General features: G+C 42.2%; 22 protein-coding genes, 1 tRNA gene and 1 other RNA gene. 13 read left to right on the forward strand and 11 right to left on the reverse strand.

The window, feature by feature from the left end; all coding sequences use genetic code 11:
* Nucleotides 1–94: 94 nt before the first annotated feature.
* From ABDD94_RS10885 to rplT, 10 genes are all read left to right on the forward strand, one after another.
* Nucleotides 95–1,492, forward strand: a complete 1,398-nt coding sequence (locus ABDD94_RS10885) for an undecaprenyl-phosphate glucose phosphotransferase (RefSeq protein WP_345955894.1) — start codon at nucleotides 95–97, stop codon at nucleotides 1,490–1,492.
* A 108-nt stretch (nucleotides 1,493–1,600) separates the two neighbouring features.
* Nucleotides 1,601–1,685, forward strand: a tRNA-Leu gene (locus ABDD94_RS10890).
* 472 nt (nucleotides 1,686–2,157) lie between these two features.
* A complete protein-coding gene (locus ABDD94_RS10895; protein ID WP_352432898.1) occupies nucleotides 2,158–4,446 on the forward strand; it encodes an FtsX-like permease family protein in 2,289 nt (762 codons plus the stop codon).
* A gap of 116 nt (nucleotides 4,447–4,562) precedes the next feature.
* Nucleotides 4,563–5,885 carry an MFS transporter gene (locus ABDD94_RS10900; protein ID WP_345955896.1) on the forward strand — a complete coding sequence of 441 codons (1,323 nt, stop codon included), beginning with the start codon at nucleotides 4,563–4,565 and terminating at the stop codon, nucleotides 5,883–5,885.
* A 15-nt stretch (nucleotides 5,886–5,900) separates the two neighbouring features.
* Nucleotides 5,901–6,629, forward strand: coding sequence for a (Fe-S)-binding protein (locus ABDD94_RS10905; RefSeq protein WP_345955897.1), 729 nt, complete (start codon nucleotides 5,901–5,903; stop codon nucleotides 6,627–6,629).
* 21 nt (nucleotides 6,630–6,650) lie between these two features.
* Entirely contained in the window at nucleotides 6,651–7,031 is a 381-nt protein-coding gene (locus ABDD94_RS10910) for a hypothetical protein (RefSeq protein ID WP_345955898.1), read from the forward strand.
* Between the two features lie 145 nt (nucleotides 7,032–7,176).
* Nucleotides 7,177–9,102 carry a threonine--tRNA ligase gene (thrS, locus tag ABDD94_RS10915; protein WP_345952058.1) on the forward strand — a complete coding sequence of 642 codons (1,926 nt, stop codon included), beginning with the start codon at nucleotides 7,177–7,179 and terminating at the stop codon, nucleotides 9,100–9,102.
* Between the two features lies 1 nt (nucleotide 9,103).
* A complete protein-coding gene (gene infC, locus ABDD94_RS10920) occupies nucleotides 9,104–9,673 on the forward strand; it encodes a translation initiation factor IF-3 (RefSeq protein ID WP_345952057.1) in 570 nt (189 codons plus the stop codon).
* Nucleotides 9,674–9,747: 74 nt separating this feature from the next.
* Complete coding sequence (gene rpmI, locus ABDD94_RS10925; RefSeq protein ID WP_090525627.1) at nucleotides 9,748–9,948, forward strand: 50S ribosomal protein L35; 201 nt, start codon at nucleotides 9,748–9,750, stop codon at nucleotides 9,946–9,948.
* 79 nt (nucleotides 9,949–10,027) lie between these two features.
* Entirely contained in the window at nucleotides 10,028–10,375 is a 348-nt protein-coding gene (gene rplT / locus ABDD94_RS10930) for a 50S ribosomal protein L20 (protein WP_345952056.1), read from the forward strand.
* A 203-nt stretch (nucleotides 10,376–10,578) separates the two neighbouring features.
* Here the strand turns inward: rplT and ABDD94_RS10935 are convergent, their stop codons facing one another.
* Nucleotides 10,579–11,334: an SRPBCC family protein gene (locus ABDD94_RS10935; protein WP_345955899.1), complete on the reverse strand. Its 756-nt coding sequence runs from the start codon at nucleotides 11,332–11,334 to the stop codon at nucleotides 10,579–10,581.
* Nucleotides 11,335–11,503: 169 nt separating this feature from the next.
* Between ABDD94_RS10935 and ABDD94_RS10940 the strand changes: the two genes are divergently transcribed.
* Nucleotides 11,504–12,094 (forward strand): DUF6580 family putative transport protein, encoded by a 591-nt coding sequence (locus ABDD94_RS10940; protein WP_345952054.1) that lies wholly within the window; start codon nucleotides 11,504–11,506, stop codon nucleotides 12,092–12,094.
* 70 nt (nucleotides 12,095–12,164) lie between these two features.
* Here the strand turns inward: ABDD94_RS10940 and ABDD94_RS10945 are convergent, their stop codons facing one another.
* From ABDD94_RS10945 to ABDD94_RS10965, 5 genes are all read right to left on the reverse strand, one after another.
* Nucleotides 12,165–13,130, reverse strand: coding sequence for a YpdA family putative bacillithiol disulfide reductase (locus ABDD94_RS10945; RefSeq protein ID WP_345955900.1), 966 nt, complete (start codon nucleotides 13,128–13,130; stop codon nucleotides 12,165–12,167).
* Nucleotides 13,131–13,142: 12 nt separating this feature from the next.
* Entirely contained in the window at nucleotides 13,143–13,421 is a 279-nt protein-coding gene (locus ABDD94_RS10950) for a GNAT family N-acetyltransferase (protein ID WP_345955901.1), read from the reverse strand.
* 101 nt (nucleotides 13,422–13,522) lie between these two features.
* Nucleotides 13,523–13,621: signal recognition particle sRNA small type (gene ffs / locus ABDD94_RS10955), an RNA gene on the reverse strand.
* A 212-nt stretch (nucleotides 13,622–13,833) separates the two neighbouring features.
* On the reverse strand, nucleotides 13,834–14,394 hold the full coding sequence (locus ABDD94_RS10960; RefSeq protein WP_345955902.1) for a 2'-5' RNA ligase family protein: 561 nt from the start codon (nucleotides 14,392–14,394) through the stop codon (nucleotides 13,834–13,836).
* Between the two features lie 34 nt (nucleotides 14,395–14,428).
* Nucleotides 14,429–14,965: a 2'-5' RNA ligase family protein gene (locus ABDD94_RS10965; RefSeq protein ID WP_345955903.1), complete on the reverse strand. Its 537-nt coding sequence runs from the start codon at nucleotides 14,963–14,965 to the stop codon at nucleotides 14,429–14,431.
* A gap of 77 nt (nucleotides 14,966–15,042) precedes the next feature.
* On the opposite strand from ABDD94_RS10965, the gene dinB reads away from it, so the two are divergent.
* On the forward strand, nucleotides 15,043–16,224 hold the full coding sequence (gene dinB / locus ABDD94_RS10970) for a DNA polymerase IV (RefSeq protein ID WP_345955904.1): 1,182 nt from the start codon (nucleotides 15,043–15,045) through the stop codon (nucleotides 16,222–16,224).
* Between the two features lie 179 nt (nucleotides 16,225–16,403).
* Here dinB and ABDD94_RS10975 read toward each other — a convergent pair whose 3' ends face one another.
* Nucleotides 16,404–17,498, reverse strand: a complete 1,095-nt coding sequence (locus ABDD94_RS10975) for an L-dopachrome tautomerase-related protein (protein ID WP_345955905.1) — start codon at nucleotides 17,496–17,498, stop codon at nucleotides 16,404–16,406.
* 216 nt (nucleotides 17,499–17,714) lie between these two features.
* Complete coding sequence (locus ABDD94_RS10980; RefSeq protein WP_345955906.1) at nucleotides 17,715–18,305, reverse strand: acetate uptake transporter; 591 nt, start codon at nucleotides 18,303–18,305, stop codon at nucleotides 17,715–17,717.
* A 106-nt stretch (nucleotides 18,306–18,411) separates the two neighbouring features.
* Here ABDD94_RS10980 and gpmA point away from each other — a divergent pair, with 106 nt between their 5' ends.
* Nucleotides 18,412–19,101, forward strand: a complete 690-nt coding sequence (gpmA, locus tag ABDD94_RS10985; protein WP_345955907.1) for a 2,3-diphosphoglycerate-dependent phosphoglycerate mutase — start codon at nucleotides 18,412–18,414, stop codon at nucleotides 19,099–19,101.
* Nucleotides 19,102–19,198: 97 nt separating this feature from the next.
* Here gpmA and ABDD94_RS10990 read toward each other — a convergent pair whose 3' ends face one another.
* From ABDD94_RS10990 to proC, 3 genes are all read right to left on the reverse strand, one after another.
* On the reverse strand, nucleotides 19,199–22,060 hold the full coding sequence (locus ABDD94_RS10990) for a prolyl oligopeptidase family serine peptidase (RefSeq protein WP_345955908.1): 2,862 nt from the start codon (nucleotides 22,058–22,060) through the stop codon (nucleotides 19,199–19,201).
* A 199-nt stretch (nucleotides 22,061–22,259) separates the two neighbouring features.
* The gene (locus tag ABDD94_RS10995; protein WP_345955909.1) at nucleotides 22,260–23,633 is read right to left on the reverse strand and encodes an aspartate kinase; all 1,374 of its coding nucleotides are present in this window, start codon (nucleotides 23,631–23,633) and stop codon (nucleotides 22,260–22,262) included.
* Between the two features lie 111 nt (nucleotides 23,634–23,744).
* Nucleotides 23,745–24,554, reverse strand: coding sequence for a pyrroline-5-carboxylate reductase (gene proC, locus ABDD94_RS11000; RefSeq protein WP_345955910.1), 810 nt, complete (start codon nucleotides 24,552–24,554; stop codon nucleotides 23,745–23,747).
* Between the last annotated feature and the right edge of the window lies 1 nt (nucleotide 24,555).

A 24,555-nucleotide genomic window follows, 5' to 3' on the forward strand; every position in this document is an offset into this window, starting at 1 on the left:
CAGATCACTTTACTATATACAATTTCAAAAATATCTGTTAATTTAGCCAACCCTATAAGCCAGCCTTCTGGTTAGATAAGGATGAGAATACAATATGAGCCACAGATACGCTACTTTCATAAAAGCCATAAATCTTTCTGTTGATTATGTGATTTTGAATGTTAGTATGATACTGGCCTATATTATAGTTGATAAATCATACATCATCTGGATCAACAATAAAAATTATTTACCAATTGTATTAGTTTTCAATTTAATATGGCTGTTGTCTGCTAATATTACTCGTTTTTACGAGCAGGTATTAAATAAAGACTCTATAAAAACTTACAGGGGCGTTTTTAAAACCTACTTATTGTTTGTGAGCCTTATTTGCTTTACGGTTCTCATCATTATTGGTACTAAGGCTTATTCTATCACACGTCAATACTTATTTTATTCCTTAGCACTTTTTGGCTTTTTACTGGGTATTTGGAAGCTTATTTTCCTGGCTATAAGGCGTAGCGATCGCGCGCTGTTAACTGACTTCAGGCGGGCCGTGATTGTTGGAGGTGGCCGAATTGGTACCGACCTTTATAATTTTATCAACCTCAATCCTGAAAGGGGATATAAAATACTGGGTATATTTGACGACCGCAATACTGAGATTAACAGAAATCTTTTTCTGGGTGGTACCGACCGTTGTATAGAATATGTGAAGGAAAATCGCGTTGATGAGATCTTTTGTACTCTTCCCAATACTGAGGCAGACAAGATTGAGCAACTTATGATGGATGCGGATAAAAACCTTATCCGCTTTAAGCTCGTGCCTGAATTCTATTATACCCACAAGCCAACTTTTGTTCAAAATTTCGGGCACATACCCGTTATTTCGATCAGACCCGAACCCTTGGAAAACATGCTCAATCGCTTTTTTAAGCGCTTGTTCGATATATCCTTTTCTTTATTTATTATCCTGTTTGTGTTTAGCTGGTTATTTCCAATTTTGGCCATCCTTATAAAGTTGGGCTCAAACGGACCTATATTTTTTGTTCAAGTACGTTCAGGACGTGATAACGAAGCTTTTCGTTGCTTCAAGTTCCGCAGTATGAAAGTGAACAAGGATTCGGACAGCAAACAAGCCACCCGTGGCGATTCGCGCATAACCAGGATCGGCGCTTTCCTGCGTAAAACTAACTTAGACGAGCTGCCACAGTTCTTTAATGTACTAATGGGGCATATGACGGTTGTTGGTCCGCGTCCGCACATGCTTAAGCATACCGAAGAATATTCTAAATTGATAGACCAATTTATGGTTCGCCACTTTCTAAAACCGGGCATTACAGGTTGGGCACAGGTAAACGGCTTGCGTGGTGAAACTAAAACAACCGAAGACATGCTGCAAAGGGTAGAAGCTGATGTGTGGTATCTGGAAAACTGGTCGTTCCTGCTTGATCTGAAAATTATTTTCTTAACTTTTTGGGGCACTGTTAGAGGTGATAAGAATGCATTCTAAAAGCTCATTAAAATTAATTGGCTATATATCAGCACAATTAGTCCAAAATGACTTTTTAATTTTAAATATTAACAGATAACGCTATATTTGCACCCTGTTAATCCTAATGCGGAAGTGGCGTAATTGGTAGCCGCACCAGACTTAGGATCTGGCGCCGCGAGGCGTGGGGGTTCGAGTCCCTTCTTCCGCACCAAATCAGGTAATTCTGAATTAAGAAAAGGCTGCCCGTAAAGAGCAGCCTTTTCTTTTTTGGTAGTTGCTGTTAAATCACCTTTAATAAGTATGTCATCATCAAGGCAGCAAAGCTCTTAGTGTGATCTTTTTTGGTTGCCGCTGCTAACACAATTGTCTTCAATCCAGTTATTAGTTGTCATTATTACCTATATCGTGTTCAGTTTTCACGTTACCGCGTGTATCAAAAGCATTCAATTATTGTATCAAATGCGCACAGTGTAAGTATTATGATAAATCGTAATTTGTTGATATGCAAGTGTTTGCGATGATGGCTTGCCATGTGTAGCTTATAATAAGTTGGTTGTAATCACATCTATTTTATGATAAAAAGCTATATCAAAAGCGCATTGCGGAATCTCTGGAAAAGCAAGTTCTTTTCAGTGATCAATATTATCGGCCTTTCAATTGGTATCGCCGCTTGTATAGTCATTATGCTTTTTGTTTTTTACGAGAAAAGCTTCGATAAATTTCACACAAAAAACATTTATCGTTTGAGTGAGGTGCAAAAGTTTCCGGGTATGGTAGCTTCGCAAAAAGTTGCGCTTTCCATGTACCCGATGGGACCTAGCCTTAAAAATGACTACCCTGCGGTAAAGAACTTTACACGGGTAAAATGGAGCAATAAGTATCAACTGGCTAACCAGTCGAAAAGGGTTTTCCTACCGCAGGTGCTATTTACAGACTCTGCCTTTCTAAGTATATTCAGTTTCCAGTTACTCAAAGGCGATAGGAAAACGGCTCTTGAAAAACCAAATAGCATAATAATCACTCAGCAAACGGCCCTAAAGTTATTTGGTAATAAAGATCCCATGGGTAAAACCGTTATGCACTATGGCTCTGATACCGTAAGCTTCGCCGTTACCGGAGTACTTGCAGATGTGCCTCAAAATTCACAATTACAGTTCGACGGCTTACTATCACTAAGCAGCATTCATGAATCATGGATGGACAGCTGGAGCGGCAACTGGCTAAATACTTATGTGGAGCTTGCTCCAGGAACAGATATAAAAGTGCTGGAAAACAAAATGCCGGCTTTTTTGAAAAAATATATGCCCAATAATGATTCATGGAAGTTGTATGAACTGTTTTTTACTCCCATCAGTGAAGTTCACGCATCAACTACAGACGTTGGACTGGATTACCTGAATTATCAAAAATTTGATAAACAGTCAACCAATTTGTTTAGTGTAATCGCTCTTGTTGTGCTTGTTATAGCCTGTGTTAATTTTATGAACCTTACAACGGCACGGTCTATAGAGCGTTCGAAAGAAGTGGGCATACGTAAATCAATAGGAGCGCATCGTACACAACTTGCATGTCAGTTTTTGGGTGAAACGGCTATGTTATCACTTATTGCCCTCGTCTTAGCTTTAGTGATTGTTAAATTATGTCTGCCTTATGTTAATCGGCTTAGTCAGCGTAATCTGGAGCTGTCTTTATTCAGCAATCCGGCATTGTTAGTGGGTTTGGTTTTACTGACAGTTGTGGTCGGTTTAATAGCGGGCTTGTATCCGGCAGTGTTCCTGTCATCTTTTCAACCAGTCAAGGTGCTTAAAGGTGCGGTATCTTTGCGTTCTAGCAAGTCTGGTTTACGTAATATACTGGTTGTTGGTCAGTTCTCAAGTGCTGTTTTTTTAATGATAACAACTGTTTTTGTTATTAAACAACTTAAGTTTATGCAAAAGCGCGACCCAGGGTTTAGTCGTGAACAAATTATTACCATACCGCTTAACGACGTTGCAAAGAAAAAATACGACCAACTAAAGCAGGATTTATTAAGCAATAGCTTAATAAATGGCGTAACCGGGTCGCAGGACGTGCTGGGCAGTCATCTTGATCAGGGTGGAGTGGGGTACAAACCAGAGAATGGACCGGTACGTGTTCTTACCTCTACCAGGCTTATTGTTGATAAAGACTTTTTAAATTTATATAACATTAAACTGACTGCGGGCAGTAATTTTTCGACTGGTGAAAATGGTTATGGTAGAGAGTACATCATTAATGAAGAACTTGCCAAAGAACTACTTAAGGATGAGCCTAAGAAAAAATTACAGTCGCTCATTGGCAGGCAGTTTGGGTTCGATTCACTTGGTGTAATTACAGGTATAGCTAAAAACTTTAACTTCAACTCTATGCATCATAAGGTGGAAACCATGTTTATGTTCAATGTAAAAGCTTGGGGTTATAGCCAAATGTCGGTAAAAATAAGTCCGGGCAGAACCAAAGAGGCGCTTGCTTTCATCAAATCAAAGTGGGCAAATACTATTCCGGATTACCCTTTCGAGTACCAGTTTGTTGAAGATCACTTTAGTGAAGTATATCGCGCCGATAACCAGGTGAGCCAGGTAATAGGAATCTTAGCCGGCTTAGCTATTTTCATATCGAGCCTTGGCCTGCTCGGGTTGGCGTCTTACTCTGCCGAAAAGCGGATTAAAGAAATTGGGGTAAGAAAGGTGTTGGGCGCATCAGTTAATAACATTGTATTCTTAATTTCAGGGCATTTCCTTAAATTAATAATCTTAGCAAATATTATTGCATGGCCGCTAGCCTGGCTGGCCATGCACAAGTGGTTAAATAACTTTGCTTACCGCATAACTATCGATTTATCTGTTTTTGCATCGGTAGCAATCGTGTCAATAGTAGTAGCATTATTTACCATTAGCTTTCAATCGGTAAAGGCTGCTATAGTTAACCCTGTAAAAAGTTTGCGCACAGAATAGCTGTTTTGAAAGTAGCATTGCTAACGTACCGTAAGTTCAATTTGGGCAAATGCGAAAAAGACTTGTTTCCTAACAAGTCTTTTTTTGTGCGTATATATTTCTAATTTAGCTTATCCATGCAAACCAAAAACAACCCAAAAACCATCCAAGCCTGGGCTATGTTCGACTGGGCAAACTCAGCTTACAATCTGGTTATAACATCAACCATCTTCCCGGCATACTATACCGCTATTACTAAAACCGAAGCAAATGGAGACAAGGTTACCTTTTTAGGCCATAAGTTTGTAAACACTGCCCTGGCCGATTATGTATTGGCAGCTGCCTATATGATAGTTGTTCTACTACTTCCCATCTTAACCTCAATAGCAGACTACAGGGGAAACAAGAAAAGCTACATGCAGCTGTTTACATGGATAGGAGGACTGGCTTGCTGTGGGCTGTATTTTTTCAAATTAGATACACTTGAGTTTGGTATGCTTTGCTTCGCACTTGCGGCTATAGGTTACTGTAGTGGTGCTGTGTTCTATAACTCCTACCTGCCCCAAATCGCTACGCTTGATAAACAGGATGCAGTGAGTGCCAAGGGTTTCACCTATGGTTACGTGGGCAGCGTATTGTTGCAGATTATTTGCTTCATATTTGTTTTAAGACCAGAGTGGTTTGGTATTAGCGATGGTTCGTTTCCGGCACGGCTTTCATTTTTGTTGGTTGGCATATGGTGGTTGGGCTTTGCCCAAATTCCGTTTTATAAGTTACCTAAAGGTGTGCCTAATAATGCCAGCCAGCGGCAAAACGTAATTGCAGGTGGTTTTAAAGAATTAGGCCATGTTTGGCATCAAATACAAGCAATGCCCGTGCTTAAACGGTACTTATCGGCTTTCTTTTTTTACTCTATGGGCGTGCAAACTATTATGCTGGTAGCTACTGGTTTCGCAGCTAAGGAATTGAAACTGCCAGCAGAAAGCTTAATAGCAATAATTCTGATTATACAACTCGTAGCTATCGGTGGTGCGGCGCTAATGTCAAAGCTGTCGTCCATCTATGGTAATGTTAGGGTATTGATAGGGGTGGTGATGATTTGGATAGGCGTATGTATAACCGCTTACTTTATACAAACTGCCGTGCAGTTTTACTTGCTGGCTGTAGTGGTGGGTTTGGTAATGGGAGGTATACAGTCATTATCGCGCTCAACCTACTCAAAGTTTTTACCGCAAAATATTACAGATACTGCATCCTATTTCAGCTTTTACGATGTTACCGAAAAGCTGGCTATTGTGATTGGATTGTTTACTTTTGGCTTTGTGGAGTCGCTTACGCATAGCATGCGTAACTCGGCGCTGGTACTTACCGTGTTTTTTATAGCAGGTTTGTTGCTGTTGTTTTTGTTGTTGAGTACGCAAAAGCGGCAAGCAGAAACCGTAGCGGTTAGTGCACAATAAAATGGATAAGCTATCATGAAGGTTGAATTATTTGTGCCGTGTTTTGTTGATCAGTTGTTCCCCGATACGGCTTTTAATACAGTGAAGGTTTTACAAAAGGCCGGATGCGAGGTGAACTTTAATGCCCAGCAAACCTGCTGTGGTCAGCCTGCTTTTAATGCCGGTTTTTGGGACGACGCTAAAGCCGTAGGCAGCAAGTTTTTAAATGATTTTAGTGAAGAAGATATCATCGTAACGCCATCCGCCTCATGTACAGGCATGGTACGCAATTATTACAATGATTTGTTTACCAATACCACGGCGCATAACAAATGCCGGGCTATACAAGGCAACATTTACGAATTATCTGATTTTCTGGTAAACATTCTGCAGGTTGATTATTTTGGTGCAGAACTGGAAGGCCGGGCTGTTTACCACGACAGCTGTAGCGGGCTGCGTGAGTGTAAAATTAAGGATGAGCCCCGTAAACTCTTATCTCAAGTGTACGGATTGGAGATGCTTGAACTGCATGGTAACGAAACCTGCTGCGGTTTTGGCGGCACGTTTGCCGTTAAGTTTGAGGCTATATCAAGCGCTATGGCGCAGCAAAAGGTAGATAACGCTTTAGCTGCCGGCGCTGATTACATTATTTCAACTGATGCATCCTGCTTATTGCATCTTCAAAATTATATTGACAAACAAAAACTGCCCATTAAAACTATCCATATAGCTGATGTACTAGCTAACGGGTGGGGGAATATTTAAGTTAGCTATTTACTGCATTAAATGGAATACAAGTTACAAACGAAGCTGGCGTATGTCTATGGTTTTTCAATATTACTTAACATTGTGCCATTTATACTTGATGGGTCTATTTCGTCAAAAGAACTGCCATCAATGTTCACCATAATCATAGTTGGTTGCGCCATAACCAGTGCAATTTATCGCGGTTCAAGTACCATTAAATGGCTTTTACTATTCTTTTCTGCATTCACTTTGCTACCATTAGTTTGGATGCCGGAAGTTTTTAATTTGGCTTTTAAAAATATTACACTGTTTGTGAGGATGCTTTGTTTTGTAACCACCGCTGGCATACAGCTTACTACTACAGTTATATTATTTGCGATTGCAGACAAGCGCTTAATTAAGTCATCAAATAGCAAATAGTTATTTTCAACAATAACCAGTTGTCATCCTTTCATATCAGGCTAACGATTTCATACAAATTATTCTATTTTTGCAGCCAACTCATAAATCACTGTTGTAAGTAATTTTATATTTTTCATTTTAAGAACATAAATCATAGTTGTAGATGATTAAGATTACACTTCCTGATGGTTCCGTTCGTGAGTACGAAAAAGGAACTACCTCCATGCAAATTGCACAATCTATTTCAGAAGGATTAGCACGTAACGTTTTAGCTGCCGAGGTTGACGGCACCGTATGGGACGCCAACCGGCCAATTGAGCAAGACGCAAAAGTTAAGCTGCTTACCTGGAACGATGCTGATGGTAAATCAACTTTCTGGCATTCATCAGCCCACTTAATGGCCGAGGCTTTAGAAGCCTTGTATCCGGGCACTAAGTTTGGTATTGGTCCGGCTATCGAAACCGGTTTTTACTACGATGTTGACTTTGGCGACCGTACCTTCTCACAAGAGGAATTTAAAGCCGTTGAAGATAAAATGGTGGAGCTGGCTAAAGCAAAATCTGACTACGTGCGCAAGCCGGTTAGTAAAGCGGACGCTATCGAATACTTTACCGAAAAAGGCGACGAATACAAGCTTGACTTGATCAAAGACCTGCCCGACGGTTCTATAACTTTTTATAGCCAGGGCAACTTTACGGATTTATGTCGTGGTCCGCATATACCTAACACCGGTTTTGTAAAAGCAGTAAAGCTAATGAACGTGGCCGGTGCCTACTGGCGCGGCGATGAAACGCGCAAGCAGCTTACCCGTATATATGCCGTTACCTTTCCTAAACAAGGCGAGTTAACCGAATATTTGCGCGTACTGGAAGAAGCCAAGAAACGCGACCACCGTAAATTAGGTAAAGAACTGGAGCTCTTTGCTTTTTCTGAAAAAGTGGGCATGGGCTTGCCTTTGTGGTTGCCCAAAGGTACTGCACTGCGTGAGCGCCTGGTTAACTTTATGCAGCGCGCACAAGTAGCTGCGGGTTATGAGCAGGTAATTACCCCGCACATCGGTCATAAAAACCTCTACGTAACATCGGGCCATTACGAAAAATATGGCAAGGATAGCTTTCAGCCTATTCAAACACCGCAGGAGGGAGAGGAGTTCTTTTTAAAACCGATGAACTGCCCGCACCATTGCGAGATATATAAAGTTAAACCGCGTTCGTACAAGGATTTACCTGTACGTTTTGCCGAATTTGGTACCGTATACCGTTACGAACAAAGCGGGGAATTACATGGCTTAACGCGTGTGCGTGGCTTTACACAGGACGACGCTCACTTATTTTGCCGTCCAGATCAGGTAAAAGAAGAATTTAAAAAGGTAATCGACCTGGTGTTGTATGTGTTTTCGGCCTTAGGTTTTGAAGATTATACGGCACAGGTGTCTCTGCGAGATCCCGAAAACAAAGCTAAGTACATTGGCACCGACGAGAACTGGGCCTTGGCAGAAAGCGCAATTATTGAAGCAGCTGCCGAAAAAGGTTTACCAACTGTAGTTGAATACGGTGAAGCAGCATTTTATGGCCCCAAGCTTGATTTTATGGTGAAAGATGCCCTGGGCCGTAAATGGCAATTAGGTACTATACAGGTTGATTACAACCTGCCTGAGCGTTTTGAGCTGGAATATACCGGAAGCGACAACTTAAAACATCGTCCGGTAATGATTCACCGGGCGCCATTTGGTTCGTTAGAAAGGTTTGTAGCTGTTTTAATTGAACACTGTGCAGGCAACTTCCCGCTGTGGTTGTCGCCCGAGCAATATGTAATCCTGCCTATATCTGAAAAGTATGAGGATTATGCGAAAAAACTTTCACAAATGTTAAATAATTCCGATATTCGCGGGCTGATTGACTTTAGAGATGAGAAGATAGGCAGAAAGATACGTGATGCTGAAGTCAAAAAGATTCCATACATGCTTATAGTAGGCGAGAAGGAAGCTGCCGATGGCACGATTTCTGTTCGTAAGCACGGCGTAGGTGATTTGGGAAGTATAAGTATTGAAGATTTTAAACAACAATTAGTTAAAGAAATAACCATATAACTTGGCATTAGGAAGACCGAATTTCAACAGAGGGCCACGGCCTCCTTTCAAGAAAAAGGAAGCAGAGCACAATATTAATAACTTCATCAAAGCTCCCGAGGTTCGCCTTGTGGGAGATAACGTGGAGCAGGGTGTATACCCAACCCGCGAAGCTTTGGCTATAGCGCAAGAGCAGGAGCTGGATCTGGTTGAAATATCGCCTAATGCTGTTCCGCCTGTTTGCCGTGTGATCGACTATAATAAGTTTATCTACGAGCAAAAGAAAAAGCTAAAAGAGATCAAGAGCAACGCTAAGCAAACCGTAATTAAAGAGATACGTTTTGGCCCAAATACTGATGATCATGACTTTAATTTTAAACTGAAGCATGCGATCAGCTTTTTAGAGGCTGGTGAAAAAGTTAGAGCTTACGTACACTTTAAAGGTCGTGCGATTGTTTACAAAGAGCAGGGTGAGATTTTATTGCTTAAATTTGCACAGGCTTTGGAAGAAGTTGGCAAGGTGGAGCAATTGCCCAAGCTTGAAGGTAAGCGTATGTTTTTGATAGTTGGCCCTAAAGCAGCCAAAAAATAGTTGACTGAAACCAGCCTTTGTGCTGTGTAAAGATAATACGCTGGTGAAGCGTAGAAATTAAATAAATAAGTGTTATGCCAAAAATGAAGACCAATTCCAGTGCTAAAAAGCGTTTTAAGCTTACTGGAACCGGTAAAATTGCCAGAAAAAACGCATACAAAAGCCACATCTTAACCAAGATGTCGACTAAACGTAAACGTGCCTTAGGTCAGACCAGTTTAGTATCTGATGCTGACATGGGTAACGTTAAACGTATGCTTTGTATCGGAAAGTAATTCATTAAATTTTTAACCAGGTATTCGAGTTCGTCAAGTTTCCGATTAATGGAACACTCACTACCAAAAGAGCAAAAAAATGCCACGTTCAGTTAACGCAGTTGCGTCGAGAAGACGCCGGAAAAAAATCATGAACCTTGCAAAAGGTTATTATGGTTCACGCAGCAAGGTTTACACCATTGCAAAAAACACAGTTGAAAAAGGTTTACAATACGCATACCGCGACCGTAAAACCAAAAAAAGAGAGTTTCGTGCTTTATGGATTCAGCGTATTAACGCTGGTGCCCGTCAGCATGGCATTTCTTACTCACAATTAATGGGTAAGTTAAACGCCAGCGAAATTGGCTTAAACCGTAAAGTATTAGCAGACTTAGCAATGAATCACCCGGAAGCTTTTAAAGCTGTGGTTGAGGCCGTTGTTAAATAAGCCAGACTCTTACATACAAGCAAACAAAAGAAGCCCTGCTCATTTGAGCGGGGCTTCTTTTGTTATTAATAACTGTATGGAGAGAGAGGCCGCAAAAAGTCCAGGTAAAATAAACTGGCTTTGTATAATGGGACAATAAGGCGGAATCCGCACATAAAAAAGCCATGATCTAACGAACATGGCTTTTTTATGTTTACAAGCTGTTATAATACAGCGCTATTTGAATGTGGTTGATCAGCGCCCGTTCCAGCTAGCGTGTTATCAGTGCTTTCAACATCCATATATTGTTTAAAATTACGAACATCATCATCAACCATCTTTTTAAACAGAGGGTTGAGTGCGTGGCCGGCTACCGTACCTACGCCACCAGCAGGAGGAGTGTAGCTTATCACTACATCTACAATGGTGCCACTGCCGTCTTCTGCATCTTTAAAGCGTACTTTACCTGCGTTATCAATAGTTGAGCCTGGTAATGAACTCCAACCAATGGCGTAGCCTGGTTCGTCATTTACAATCTCAGCATCCCAGCTTACTTTAGCTACATTAGTAGGCAATTTTAGCACCCAGTGCGAGCGTTTGCTATCAATTACCTCTACTGTATCCAGGTGCTTCATAAATTTAGGCAGGTTATCTAACTGGCGCCAAAATTCGTATACTTCTTGTCGTGGTTTATTTATAGTAAATGATGAGCGGATGTTTACATTAACCGGCTCGGTGCTGTTTTTACCCATTTGGGTATATAACTCACAATGACCAGTGATGCCGCGGGTAATAAGGTAGCCGCCGGCACCAACTTTTAAGATGCTGGTAAACGGACTTGAAAAAACGTTTTTTAAGCCTGACAGTGAAATCTTTACGCCAGCGGCTATTGATATATAACGCTCGGGCCACTCCAGATTTATAGATCCTTTGGTTAAGCCTTCAAATAATGGTTTTTTTTCTAATGCATTAGTTGCCATAACATTGTTTTTTATAGGTACATGTTAAACACTGCGTTGTATGCTAAGTTTTGTTTATCTGAAATTAATGGAATTTAGCTTGTTTTGTGTAGTTTAAGAAAGCTACTTTGTAAACGGAACAGTGGTGGTACATAAATATTTCATAAATTTGCATCTACAACTTTAAAAAATGTCATTGCAAAAAGTAAAACTAAGCGTACCAGCTCTCATACTGGTAATTGTTGCATCTGTTATATCTACCGGCGCTATGCGTTTGGTGAGCTTCTATTTTCCGATGCTGAGCAATTTTACACCGATGGGTGCACTGGCTATATTTGGTGGCGCTTATTTTGCTGATAAATGGAAAGCTGCTTTGCTGACGGTAGTTACCCTTTTTTTAACAGATATATTTATTAACTATTTGTATACCTCTAAGCTAATTATTTGGTACGGCAATAGTGCTTTGTGGCTATATGGTAGTTTAATTATTATGATTTTTATCGGTAGCCTGATTAAGAAAGTAAACGTTACCAATGTGCTGTTAGCATCACTTGCAAGTGTGGCTATACACTGGTTGTTAACTGATATTGAGCCATGGTTGTACAGCAGCTATTATGATAAAGGACTTTTAGGTTACGGTGAGTCATTGCTAATGGCGCTGCCATTTGAGCGTAACATGCTGCTGGCTGATGCGATATTTGGCGCCATACTGTTTGGCGGTTTCGAGTTAATTAAAGCTAAGTTTGGCGCAGCCAAATATGGCAAGCAACTATCTGTGTAAGCAAAAACTAGCTTACGTATTCGGCCAGGGTATTATCTTGGATCAGCTCATACTGATATTCCACAAGATTTTAACGTTGTTGTTTTTCGACAATATCGCTCAAGATCATTTCCGCATGCACACGTGAGTTTTCAATGAACCACAAATGGGTATCTAAGCCACCGCAAACTACGCCTGCCAAATAAACGCCTGGCAAATTAGTTTCCATAGTTTCCGGATTATAATGTGGAATAAACTTGCCGTCGTCAGATAACTGTATTCCTATCTTTTTCAAGAAATCAAAGTTAGGCTTATAACCTGTCATGGCCATTACATAGTCATTTTGGATGGTAATAGTTCCACCCGGTGTTTCAATGTCCACTTCGTGCTCGCGGATTGCTTTTAGATTGGAATCAAAGTAAGCCTTAATACTGCCTTCTTCAATGCGGTTCAGAATATCGGGTTTCACCCAGTACTTAACCCGCCGGCTAATCTCATTGCCCCGCACAACCATCGTTACTTCCGCACCTTTACGATAAGTTTCCAAAGCTACATCAACCGATGAGTTACTGGCGCCTACTACCACTACCTTTTGCATCGTAAAAAAGTGCGGGTCCTGATAATAATGCTTAACCTTAGGTAGGTTCTCGCCAGGTATGTCCAAATTAACCGCTATATCATAAAAGCCGGTGGCAATTATGATGTGTTGAGCCTGATAATTTCCCCTCTTGCTATTTACCGCATAACCGCCTTCAACAGCATCAACAGAAGTCACCTCTTCAAATAGTTGTAGTGGCAGGCTATTGCTAAGCGCTACCCGCCGGTAATACTCTAAAGCATCGGCTCTATTAGGCTTAACATGAGTAGTGGCAAAGGGATATCCACCAATCTCCAGCTTTTCTGAAGTGGAAAAGAAGGTCATGGTAGAGGGATAGTTATACAGCGAATTTACCAGCGTTCCTTTTTCGAGGATGATGAAGCTGAGGCCGGCTTTTTGGGCAGCCAATCCGCAGGTTAAGCCGATGGGGCCGCCGCCAATAATAATGAGGTCAAGCATATTAAAATTTAATCAGGCCAGTACGTCTTGCAGTGCCTTGTTTCTGGCAAATACAGTTTTAGCAAAGGTACAAGATGGCACCACTTTTAGCTGATTTTGGCGGGCATAATTTGCCGCATATTCAATCAGTTCTTCGCCAAGCTTTTGGCCCTGAAATTCTGGGTCAACTTCGGTATGGTAAATTTCTATTTCACCGTCATTGATCATAAAGCGTACTTCACCTGCCGGCTTATTGTCTTTCTCGATAAAGAACAGGCCTTCATCACCATCTATTTGTTGTTTGATTTGCATAACATATTTACGAACTAAACAAGCATTTCGCTAAAAGGATTACTTAAATGATGATTTATTGCAAGGGAAGGAGAGGCGTTTGGAAAAATTTAGGCACAAAAAATGGGTAAGCTACTTCTATCGCACCGCTCAACTCTCTACCCTTGCTGCGTTCCCACCCTGGGGGAGTTCAAGAGGAGCTGGTCGTAAAAGACTTACCCGCCACAAAAGTAGAAAAAATATCGATTTCTGTGCAACTAAATGTAAAGTTATGGTTAAGCAGCTGATGTTCAGCTATAAAAATTACCTTTAAACTCCGGTAGGATTTCTTTTAACCGTCTCATTGAATGGTTGCAGGTGTTAAACAAGTAGTGCCCTTTGTGAAACGAATAAGTTCCAACGTTTGCTGTAACATCCTGGTTACTGCCTATTGTCAGTACTGTGCTTTCAACTCATTTTTGAAATAGATTTCCTCCCGGATGTTATATTTAGCATTAGGCTTAAATGTTTCTTTTTCTAAAATGGTGAGCCTGTTGGCCACAAAACTATCTTGGTAACGAACCTGGCGCAATTCAGGCCAAAGCTTATAAAAATCATTCACCGGAATATACCGGGTTACCGTAATGTGCGGTGTTAAAGGCCTTTTGCTGTTCAGTAGCTTTTTGAGTAGTGCAAACCAGTTGTCTGTTTTATAGGTAGGCTTAATGGCTGCATAAATAGTCATATGTTCATTGCTGTGCATAAAAAAGTCAAAGCCGTTGATCTCCAGGTTAACGGGTGGAATGCTGTTTACCTTGTTTTTAACGGTTTGCAGGTAAGAGTCTATAACATGCGGCTTTTGCCGTGTTATTTCGCAAATGCTAAGATGGGCAGTGGCTTTCATGCCCTGGTAATGGCCAATATATTCGCAGGCCTTCAGTTTGCAGTGTTTAATCTGCTCTTTTACCGCGTCCGACGGCTGCAGTAAGAAAAGATAATCATAATATCCTTCCATGTTAGATGTGGTTTATATTAATGAATCGTAATAATTATTGATTGAAATAAAGTGTTTTATGAGGCTTCCAATGGGAGTTATGATCGAAAGTGTCTCTTACCAGCACGGTAATGCCGTTTGGAGTAAAGCTTTCATTGATTTTTAAATCTGTAAATAAGCGAAATATGGAATGACGTTGTTCGAGTTGTAATCCTTTGGCAATGGTAATATGAGGCGTTCTCTTTTTTTGCTTTATCGCATTATACAGCTCATTGAACCACTTATCAATTGTCGATGTTTCTTCTAAAGGAATAAAGACGGTATAGGGAAATTTTTCACTAAAAGAATTTAACCCGCCAGCTACCAAGGTCTGTGGTCGTATTGCTCTAACATATTTCTCATTTACTGAGATTAGGTGGTCAATCAAATATGGAGATAGGTTTGCAGCGTCCCATAAGGTTATATGGGCTTTAGAATACCTGCTTTCATATGCCCCGATAGTGTTCGCAACCTCAGTTTTCATTGCAGCAACCTTCTGTTTTAATGTGTCTGAAGGTTCCAGGATAAATAAGACGTCTTTATTTTTCAACATGTTGTGTTTTCTAACCAAAACAAAAATGCTAATAAAATTAGTAATTTGTGATTTCTTTTTTCCACATTTGTAGCGTGATGTCCAAGAGATATATTGTACATATCGATCTCGATTCCTTCTTTGTGTCGGTGGAACGGCGATTAAATCCGGCGTTGATAGGTAAGCCGGTAATTATCGGCGGTTCAAAAGACAGGGGAGTGGTGGCTTCTTGTAGTTACGAGGCGCGGGCGTTTGGCATTCACTCGGCCATGCCCAGCCGGCAGGCTTATAAGCTTTGTCCGCATGCTATTTTTTTGCATGGCAGTCATGGGCGGTATTCCGAAGCATCGCGCGAGGTAACACAAATTATTCATGATACGGTACCACTTTATCAGAAAACTTCGGTTGATGAGTTTTACATTGACCTCACTGGTATGGACCGTTATTATGATCCTTACCAAATGGCGACTGACTTGCGCCAGCGAATTACGACAGAAACCGGTTTGCCTATTTCTTTTGGCATGGCATCCTGTAAAACGGTAGCTAAAATGGCCACTAATCAGGCTAAGCCAAACGGACAACTGTTAATTGAACACGGTCGCGAAAAGGAATTTATGGCGCCGCTCAACATTAGCAAGATACCCATGCTAGGCGATAAAACCTGCGAAAAGCTATATCAATACGGTATTGAAAAAATTGGAGATTTACAACGTGTAAATCCGCGTTTTTTGGAGAGCAGATTTGGTAGGGCCGGTAAATACATTTGGGAGAAAGCCAACGGTATTGATGACAGCGAAATTATACCTTACAGCGAACGCAAGTCCATTTCAACAGAACATACTTTTCATCAGGACACGGCCAACAGGCACGAGCTGGAAACGCTGCTGGTGTCGATGACTGAGGAGCTGGCCTTTAAATTACGCAGCGAAAGTAAACTGGCTTCGTGCCTGGCCATCAAGATACGCTACGCTAATTTTGAGACGCATACCTTGCAGGAGAAGATTGCGCTAACCTCAGCCGAGCATATTTTAATTCCGGGTATAAAAAACCTTCTTAAACGCGCCTGGAACCAGCACAGGCCTATACGCTTAATAGGTGTAAAGCTTAGCCAGCTTTGTACAGGCAGCTATCAAATTAATTTGTTTGAGGATAATGAGGAACAAATAAAGCTCTATAAAGCCATGGATAACATCAACTTTAAGTATGGCAATAAAACCGTTTGCCGTGCCGCCGGCATGGAAATTGGCCAACGGAATTTTAACCCTTTCCATGCGGGTTAACCTATGTGGAATTGAGCCGGGAAGCAAATGAATTACAAAAAGTGTCATCTCGAACTACAATCAGAGATTCTTTCAAATTGACAAGCTAGTCGCATGGAAAAGATTTCTTGCTGTAGCTCGAAATGACAAGGGATGACCTTAAAAGGCTTGTGCTTCTAACGCTATATTCTATACGCTCCTTACGGTAGCTTTACTTTAAACACCCGGTACGGCTCTGTGCGCTTGTTTACGCCGTTATTAAAATCGGGCTGCTTTTGAATTTGTGAGGTAGTGATGTACAGGTGACCATCGTTTGATACGGAATAAGTATCTGGCCAGATCAGGCTTTTGCTTTTAAACCAGGTGCGTGCTTTTAAATCGGGAGATATTTGTATCATGCGATAATTGACCATATCGCCCAGGTAAAGGTTACCTTTCTTATCAAAAATCATGGCATCGGTGCTCGCTACTTCTCCTAAGTATTTTACCTCGCCGCCTAACTGCTGAGGCGTTAACTTTTCGTTTAACAGCGAAGCAGTTTTGATACGGTAAAGCTTTTTATCATTAATAGCTTTATAATAGAGCCATTCGCGGTCTGGACTCAGGGCAATACCATCAGAATTAAATACAGCCGGTTGTCCCTGCTTCATTAACTGTTTGCCATCAATCACAAATTTATAATTTGGATCGGGCCGTACCGATTTGTGGCTCTGCAATACCTGGCGCGATTTGCCTGTTTTAAGATCCAGTATCACAATACCGCCTGTACCGGAGTTGGTAAGATAAGCCATTTGCTTTTGGGTATCTACGCGTATATCGTTTAAGTAACTGCTGTTATCTATAGTGCCGGTAAAACGGTATACCTTTTCTATTTTATTGGTGTTTAAGTTAAACTTCACCACTTTGGCACTGTTGCCTACCACCTTGGCCAGCATAGGTGCTGCAGGGTCAACAATGTAAAGATAATCCTGATCGTCTACATAAGCGGTTTGCACACAAACCCATTTGTTCATGCCATCCTCACCTGGCTGCCAGCTGTTGGTGGCTGCGTCAGGAAAAGGTTTTGCGGTGCCGTTGGGCATTACCTCAACCACGGCGTATTTATAGGTTTTAGACCAGCGCGGGTAGGTAACAAACAGTCGGTTTTTAGCAGATATGGCTACGCCGGTAAATTGATAAGTATTATCAGAATATACCTGCTGCAGTTTAGGCTGCTGTGCATAGCTGGTTGATGCGATAGCTACCATCCCGGTAACCATGGCAAAGTTCATAAGGCAGATGAGTAACTTTTTCATAAAACCTTAACCCAACTCATAAGATAAATGTTTAGGTGTCAGTTAATATTAACCTGTATCAGTTTAACATTTCCTCAATTATACTGACATAAGAAAGCCGGACTGGTTTTTATCCCAATCCGGCCTTTGTAGTGTGTTAAGTTTGACAATTATCCCCTCAACTGGCACCCACATCAATGTGATATGTTTACCTAAATTAGTGTTTATGAAATTTTGTTAAGCATTAACCGGACCAATAGGCAACACGGTTTTGCCATACACCTCGTTTAAAACACCGGCAATACCCGTATAAATGGCAGAGGCGCCACATACAATGCCTTCGTACCCAGCCAGGTGCTTAATGCCTGCATCGCCAGAGGCGTCACCCCAAACAAGCAGTGCAAACAAAATGGTTAGTGAAGCAAAAACAAATTGTAGTGCACGGTTAAGTCGCAAGGTGCCAAAAAACAAGCAAAAGGTAAAGATGCCCCATATGCTTAAGTAAGCCACCATTGATCCGTTGCTGGCGGGCTCTGCCCAACCCAGTTTAGGCATAACCAGCAAACCAACTAATGACAGCCAGAAAAAGCCATAAGAGGTGAAGGCCGTTAAGCCAAACGTATTGTTCTTTTTAGCCTCAATTACTCCGGCAATTACCTGGGCTATTCCGCCGTAAAATATGCCCATTCCCAGTATCATGGAACTAAGCTCGGTAAAGCCGGCATTGTGAATGTTAAGAAGGACAGTGGTTAAGCCAAAGGCGCAAAGACCAAGCGGTGCCGGATTGGCTATGCCATCCTTTACCACTACAGGGGTAGTTGGAATCATAAAATATAGGTTTATTATGGGTTAGTATGCGCAATATAAATCATTCATCATCAATACGCAAAAAATATAAACCGATAGTTAGCTTTGCTGTTGAATAGCTAATTATATGCAAAAACTTGTTTTACTGCGCCACGGCGAAAGTATTTGGAACCAGGAGAACCGTTTTACCGGCTGGACGGATGTAGACTTATCTGCCAATGGCGTAGAACAAGCCAGGCATGCCGGCCAACTGCTTAAAAAGCATGGCTACACTTTCGATGCCGGTTTTACATCGGTACTCAAACGATCAATCAAAACGCTGCATATTGTGCTCGAAGAACTGGATATGCTGTGGATACCGGTGCAAAAATCATGGCGGCTTAACGAACGTTTTTACGGTGCTTTACAGGGTTTAAATAAGCAGGAAACCATTGATCAATATGGCGAGGAGCAGGTACACAAGTGGCGACGCGACCCTAAAGAGCACCCGCCTGCTATTACCGAAGATGATGACCGCTTCCCCGGCCATTACCTGCGCTATAACGATTTGACTTATAGGGAACTTCCCCTTACCGAGAACCTGAGCGAAACCATGACGCGCGCGCTACCATTTTGGCATGAAAGCATTGTGCCGGCGCTGCGCCAAAACCAAAAAGTAGTTATTTGTGCACACGGCAACAGCTTACGTGCACTGGTACAGTATATTGATAACCTGAGTGACGAGGAAGTTGCCCAGCTGGATATTCCTACTGCTACCCCGTGGGTTTACGAGTTAGATGATAGGTTAAACCAGATCAGGCATTACTACTTGGAGTAAAGTTTACTAATGCTAGCCAAAGTAGTAGAAGTAAAAAGGGTGCTTAGAAAAGTCTAAGCACCCTTTTAAGGATTAACCGTAGTAGTTAACCCTTAAATTATCTACCGCCATCGCTTAAGGCTAAACCCCAGTCTTTGCCTTTATCAACAGCTGGTACGCCTTTGTCCATCCATACGGGCAGTGGTGCGCCTTTCAGGAAGTGGTCAAAAAATTGTGCTTCTCGGATGGTGATGTCTTTGCGGTTACGGCGCTGCACCAGGTTATGTGCTTCATCGTTGTACTGCAATAGCCAAACCGGTTTATTTAACCGGCGCAGTGCGGTAAACATTTCAATACCCTGATACCATGGCACGGCTCCGTCTGCATCGTTAGACATTACCACAACAGGGGTTTTAACCTTAGGGAACTGGAATATTGGCGAATTTTCCATATAAAGTTCAGGTTTTTCCCACAATGTAGCACCAATACGGCTTTGCGTTTTTTCGTACTGGAACTGGCGATTTACACCGCTTTCCCAACGTATACCGCCATAAGCAGAGGTCATGTTAGCAACCGGTGCGCCAGCCCATGCGGCTGCATACATATCGGTTTGGGTAATGAGATAAGCCACCTGGTAACCACCCCAGCTTTGGCCTTGTATTCCAATGTGTTTTCCGTCAACCCAAGGGTTTTTCTTTAGCGCTTCAACACCCGAATTCACAAACTCAACTGCCGATGGGCCGGGGTGGCCAATCTCGTAGCTAATATCAGGCGTAAAAACCAGGTAACCATTGCTTGCAAAATAGGATATAGGCAAGCGCGAAGGCGTAGGTGCCGGCGACTGATAATTATAGAGCGTTTCTGAAACCTTTTCATAAAAATACACCAGCATTGGGTATTTCTTATTCGGGTCAAAGTTTTCGGGCTTGTACAATATGCCTTTAGATTTGTAGCCCTTTGGCGTGGTCCATTCTACCAACTCGGCAGTAAACCAGTTGTATTGTGATTGCTGCGGATTGATAGCGCTTAGCTTGGTTTCTTTCTTTAAATCAGTAGACACATACAAATCGGGCGATTTATCGAAGCTTTGTTTGGTATAAATATATATGTCGGCGTTTTTAGCTTTGGTTAAGGTACTGTAGCTGTAAGGCGCAGTCACCATTTTTTCGGGCGCTTTTGACGAGCCGAACGCCTGTTTGTAATAGCCCCATTGCTTGGTATCCTCATTTTGCGTAAGCAACCACAAAGGTTTTTTGGTGGAGATGTACCGGTCATCATCGTCCACGCTGCCACCGCCAAATAATGCTGCAAAGCGGCCGCCACCCGGCATAGGATAACGGAAAATTAAACGGTTTTTACGCCCCGCACCGTTAGTGAAATTTACAGCCTTGCCAGTTTCAGGATCTATGCTCCAAATGTCGTAACGGTCATAAATCAGCACGTTCTTATCATCTGCAGTCCAGCCGGCTAAGCCGTACGGGTTTGGATCATCGGGCACGTCGTTATCCTCTTCGCCCAGTTTAACGCCGGTGGCTTTAGTAAGGTTTACTTTTTTACCAGTAGCCAGGCTGTAGCTAAAATAGTTCTGATCTTTAGCATCAAACCAAATTACATATTTACCGCCTGTACTGAACAGGTAGCGTGCTTTTGTACGGGGGATAATTCTTTTACGTTCGCCGGTTTGAGTGTTTATTAAATAAGCTTCCTGGTTACCACTGCCTTCCCACTGGGCTTGCACCCTCGAGCCTGTATCTGTAGTGCCTAATACGTATTTTGAGTCGTTGCCCATGGGCTGCGATATGTTCTCAATATATTTATCGGCCAGTTGAACCATTTTAGCGTTAGCCTCAGCCGGATGAATAACGGCCAAATAGCTGCGGCGCAAATCGCGTTGCAGGGTTTTAAGCTGTTGAGGTTGCAGATATTCGTCTTTGTAATTCCAGATGTCCAATTTGGCAGTTTCAAACTCAACCAGCGTGGTATCGGCAGGTTTAGGGATAGGAGCAGTGCCGAAGAATAAGTTGTTACCACTTTTGCTGAAATACACACGGCCATCGCCACTAACCGACCATTTAGGCGTAATACCCGCCATAGCCGGACCAACAATTGCCGTAGCGCTATCTTTAGATGTATTGTAATAGTATAACTTAAAAGGTTTAACCTGTGCTTTCTCCGGATTTTTTTCAGCTGTAAAAGCCAGCTGTTTGCCGGTCTCATCAAAAGCCAGATTGCGGTAAGTGCCCCGGCCGCTGCTGATAGGTTTTATGGCATCTTTTTCAATATTGTAAAAATACACGCCCGATTGCACATCTTTAGAACGGCGGGGGGCAGTTACGGCGTAAGCCATAAACTTGCCATCCTTACTCAGCTGGTACTCGGTTACATATTTAAAGGTGCGTTGCTTGCCTGTAAGCAGTTGTTTGATGGTAAGGTCTGCACCTTCGCGGGTTGGAGGAGCAATGGTAGTGGCTACCGCACGACGGGAGGTATCGCCAGCGGCCGGCTTCCGAACTGTGTCAGAAGGAGCCAGGTAAGCAATAACTGCGGCTTTATCGGCTATCTTAAATGAGCGTACGCCGGGTACTTTGGTTATTGTTGTGCCGCCCAAGGTAAGCAGGCCTAAAGTGTCTTTAGGCATTTCATCTGGGCGTTTCTTTTTAATGCGGGCCATGCGGGTGGCGGCATAAAATGGCCTTATCAAAAAAACTGCGTATTTAGAGTCGGCCGTAAAGCGGGCGGTATCTGCACGCGGTATGGTGATTTTTCCGGCATTTTTAACGGTGGTGATTACCATGTTGGCATCGCCTTGCTGCGGTCTAACCACATAAACCACCCATTTACCATCGTTACTAATGTTTTGGTTGGCAACACTCTGCCAACTATCATACACCGAATGGTCGAGCGGCTTTTTAGCTGCCTGCTGAGCAAAAACGCTCATGCTGGCTGCCGAAAATAGGCCTAAAAGTAAAATTTTACGCATTTCAAGTTGAGTTTTCGTTAAAGTCAACCTAAAATGCGTAAAAATAGGTGGGAATAAAAGCGGGTTATGAAAAAGTTACAATGCAATTTTCATTAACCATTGAAATGAAATATCTGTAGATACACTACCGTTAATTCAATATGCGAAATTCACTTTTATGAAAATTTTACTCCAAAATTAATTTGCACACGCGGCTGCATTACATGCCTTTGTTCAGGGCTATAACAGCAGTATCAAAATCCTGACGATCTACCAGGAACTGGATGTTTACCTGGCGCAAGGCAAAGCCAGCACTTTTTATGTTAATGTCTGCACCCGCCAAGGCCTGCGCTGCCCGGGCCAGTAAGCCTGGCTGATCCATATTTGAACTGATCAAACATACCATAGCAACCTTTTCGGCGGTTACTTTTTCAAATTTTGATTGTAGTTCGTCGAACAGTTCACTGGTATAATCTTTTTCCCAAATAACAATGGAGATACTGTTGGCACTGGTGGCTTTAAAGTTGTAGCTTACATTGTGGTTTGCAAAAATCTGCATAATCTGCAAATCCGTACCTACGTTGCCTACCATCAGCGGGTCGTAAATATCTACCATTACCAGTTTGTTGGTACCGGTAATCACCTCCACTTTTTTCTCCGGAGAAACATACTCGCGAGTAATTAATGTGCCCGGGTGTTCGGGCTCAAAAGTGTTTTTTATGCGCAGGTTTATATTATTAATTTCTAAAGGTTTAGATGCCTTTGGGTGAATGGCTTCCATGCCTACGTCGGCCAGTTGATCAGCTACGTCATAGTTGGTAAAACCTACCGGCATGCAATTGTCAACGCCCACTAAAACCGGATCGGCCGAGCATAGGTGATACTCCTTGTGTATGATAGCTTCTTCAGGTTTTACCGCAACAGCTATTTTGCTAAAGGTAACTTCCGAGTAGCCACGGTCAAACTCACGCATAATGCCCTCGGTACCTTTAGTGTACCCGGTTGCAATGCAAATAGTGCTGGCAAAATCAATGTCCTTAAAAGCGTGTTTAATACGCTGATCTATGGTATAAGGCTCGTGATCATGAAAACCGCTTAAATCTACCAGCGTAGCATTAATGCCCATGTTTTGCAGAATGTTAGTAAAAACATAAGCCGAATGTGTTTCGCCGATAGAAGCAAGGATTTCTCGTGCAGCTTGCAAAATACCCTCCGTGCTTACATAACCTGAGGCCAAGATGCCAACCAAATTATTTAAAAAGCCTTCGGCGTGTCTGATATGCTTTTCAATAAACTCATCCGCTTCGGTTAGATTAAGGCCGAGCGGCTCATATTGCTTATTTAGCTGCTTAAGCTTCACAATTAATTGCTCTAACGCCTGTTGAAAATCTTGGTGTTTGGCAATCAAATGATATACACCTGGTTCGCCCGTCTTTTTATTTTCTAAAAGCACATTAGTAACACCCGAAAATGCTGATACCACAAATATGCGGTTATAAAGTTGGTTACCGGTACGGTTATACAGGATGATGTTTTGAATTACATCGCCCAAGGCACTCATAGAGGTGCCGCCTATTTTTTCTACAGTTAACATGAATAAGTAATACGTTACAGAGCCTTTAAAGTAAAACTTACCGGCTCACGAATTGAAAAAATATATATGCCTGATATAGACAATTGTTCATTCTTACGGACTTACCGAGTGTTACTCAGTCTTATATAACGCGCCCGCTTTTTCGGCCGAGAGTTTAATACCCTTAATTAAAGCGGAGCTAAAGCCGTGGTGCTCCATCTCGTTTAAGCCAGCTATGGTACAACCCTTTGGCGAAGTCACCTTGTCTATTTCCTGCTCGGGGTGTGAGGCTAGTTGCAATAATAAATCTGCAGCTCCCTTAGCCGTCTGCGCTGCCATCTTTAAAGCATCATGGGCATGAAAACCGATTTCGGTGCCACCCTGTGAAGCCGCGCGTATGGAGCGTAAAAAGAAAGCAATGCCGCAAGCACATAAGGCAGTAGCCGAGGTCATCAACTCTTCGTTAATCTGTACGGTGATGCCAACGGTATCAAAAATAGATTTCACCAGCTGCAGACTCTCGGTTGTGGCTGTATCTGTTGCAATACAGGTCATGGAATGGCCTATTGCAATGGCTGTATTTGGCATGGCCCTAACCACTTGTACATCCAGTCCTAATTGTTTACGGATATCCTCACAGCTTACGCCAGATACAACAGATATAAACAGCTGTTTTTCAATATTGATAGCCGGCTTTATTTCATCTAACAATTTATTTAGCTGTTGTGGTAAAATAGCTAATACTACAATATTAGCCTCGCTTACCGCCCGTGCGTTATCGGCTGTTGTATCCAAACCTGCCTCAGCCAAGCTGGCCAGCGCGGCTACATTACGGCGGGTTAAAACGATTTGTTCGGGTTCGTATTTATTTGCCTTAATTAATCCTTTAGCTAATGACAGGCCAATGTTACCGCTGCCTAAAATGGCAATTTTATTATTCATG

It is taken from the genome of Mucilaginibacter sp. PAMB04168, from assembly GCF_039634365.2.
GTDB lineage: Bacteria > Bacteroidota > Bacteroidia > Sphingobacteriales > Sphingobacteriaceae > Mucilaginibacter.

What these genes read in the sequence shown, in the direction of transcription:
- ABDD94_RS10895 (WP_352432898.1), top strand. Translation starts at nt 2,158, where the DNA reads ATGCTTTTTGTTTTTTACGAGAAAAGCTTCGATAAATTTCACACAAAA.
- ABDD94_RS10960 (WP_345955902.1), bottom strand. Translation starts at nt 14,394, where the DNA reads ATGGAAGGATATTATGATTATCTTTTCTTACTGCAGCCGTCGGACGCG.
- ABDD94_RS10900 (WP_345955896.1), top strand. Translation starts at nt 4,563, where the DNA reads ATGCAAACCAAAAACAACCCAAAAACCATCCAAGCCTGGGCTATGTTC.
- ABDD94_RS10990 (WP_345955908.1), bottom strand. Translation starts at nt 22,060, where the DNA reads ATGCGTAAAATTTTACTTTTAGGCCTATTTTCGGCAGCCAGCATGAGC.
- rplT (WP_345952056.1), top strand. Translation starts at nt 10,028, where the DNA reads ATGCCACGTTCAGTTAACGCAGTTGCGTCGAGAAGACGCCGGAAAAAA.
- dinB (WP_345955904.1), top strand. Translation starts at nt 15,043, where the DNA reads ATGTCCAAGAGATATATTGTACATATCGATCTCGATTCCTTCTTTGTG.
- ABDD94_RS10980 (WP_345955906.1), bottom strand. Translation starts at nt 18,305, where the DNA reads ATGATTCCAACTACCCCTGTAGTGGTAAAGGATGGCATAGCCAATCCG.
- ABDD94_RS10910 (WP_345955898.1), top strand. Translation starts at nt 6,651, where the DNA reads ATGGAATACAAGTTACAAACGAAGCTGGCGTATGTCTATGGTTTTTCA.
- proC (WP_345955910.1), bottom strand. Translation starts at nt 24,554, where the DNA reads ATGAATAATAAAATTGCCATTTTAGGCAGCGGTAACATTGGCCTGTCA.
- ABDD94_RS10950 (WP_345955901.1), bottom strand. Translation starts at nt 13,421, where the DNA reads ATGCAAATCAAACAACAAATAGATGGTGATGAAGGCCTGTTCTTTATC.
- ABDD94_RS10935 (WP_345955899.1), bottom strand. Translation starts at nt 11,334, where the DNA reads ATGGCAACTAATGCATTAGAAAAAAAACCATTATTTGAAGGCTTAACC.
- rpmI (WP_090525627.1), top strand. Translation starts at nt 9,748, where the DNA reads ATGCCAAAAATGAAGACCAATTCCAGTGCTAAAAAGCGTTTTAAGCTT.
- ABDD94_RS10975 (WP_345955905.1), bottom strand. Translation starts at nt 17,498, where the DNA reads ATGAAAAAGTTACTCATCTGCCTTATGAACTTTGCCATGGTTACCGGG.
- ABDD94_RS10885 (WP_345955894.1), top strand. Translation starts at nt 95, where the DNA reads ATGAGCCACAGATACGCTACTTTCATAAAAGCCATAAATCTTTCTGTT.
- thrS (WP_345952058.1), top strand. Translation starts at nt 7,177, where the DNA reads ATGATTAAGATTACACTTCCTGATGGTTCCGTTCGTGAGTACGAAAAA.
- gpmA (WP_345955907.1), top strand. Translation starts at nt 18,412, where the DNA reads ATGCAAAAACTTGTTTTACTGCGCCACGGCGAAAGTATTTGGAACCAG.
- ABDD94_RS10905 (WP_345955897.1), top strand. Translation starts at nt 5,901, where the DNA reads ATGAAGGTTGAATTATTTGTGCCGTGTTTTGTTGATCAGTTGTTCCCC.
- ABDD94_RS10965 (WP_345955903.1), bottom strand. Translation starts at nt 14,965, where the DNA reads ATGTTGAAAAATAAAGACGTCTTATTTATCCTGGAACCTTCAGACACA.
- ABDD94_RS10995 (WP_345955909.1), bottom strand. Translation starts at nt 23,633, where the DNA reads ATGTTAACTGTAGAAAAAATAGGCGGCACCTCTATGAGTGCCTTGGGC.
- ABDD94_RS10940 (WP_345952054.1), top strand. Translation starts at nt 11,504, where the DNA reads ATGTCATTGCAAAAAGTAAAACTAAGCGTACCAGCTCTCATACTGGTA.
- ABDD94_RS10945 (WP_345955900.1), bottom strand. Translation starts at nt 13,130, where the DNA reads ATGCTTGACCTCATTATTATTGGCGGCGGCCCCATCGGCTTAACCTGC.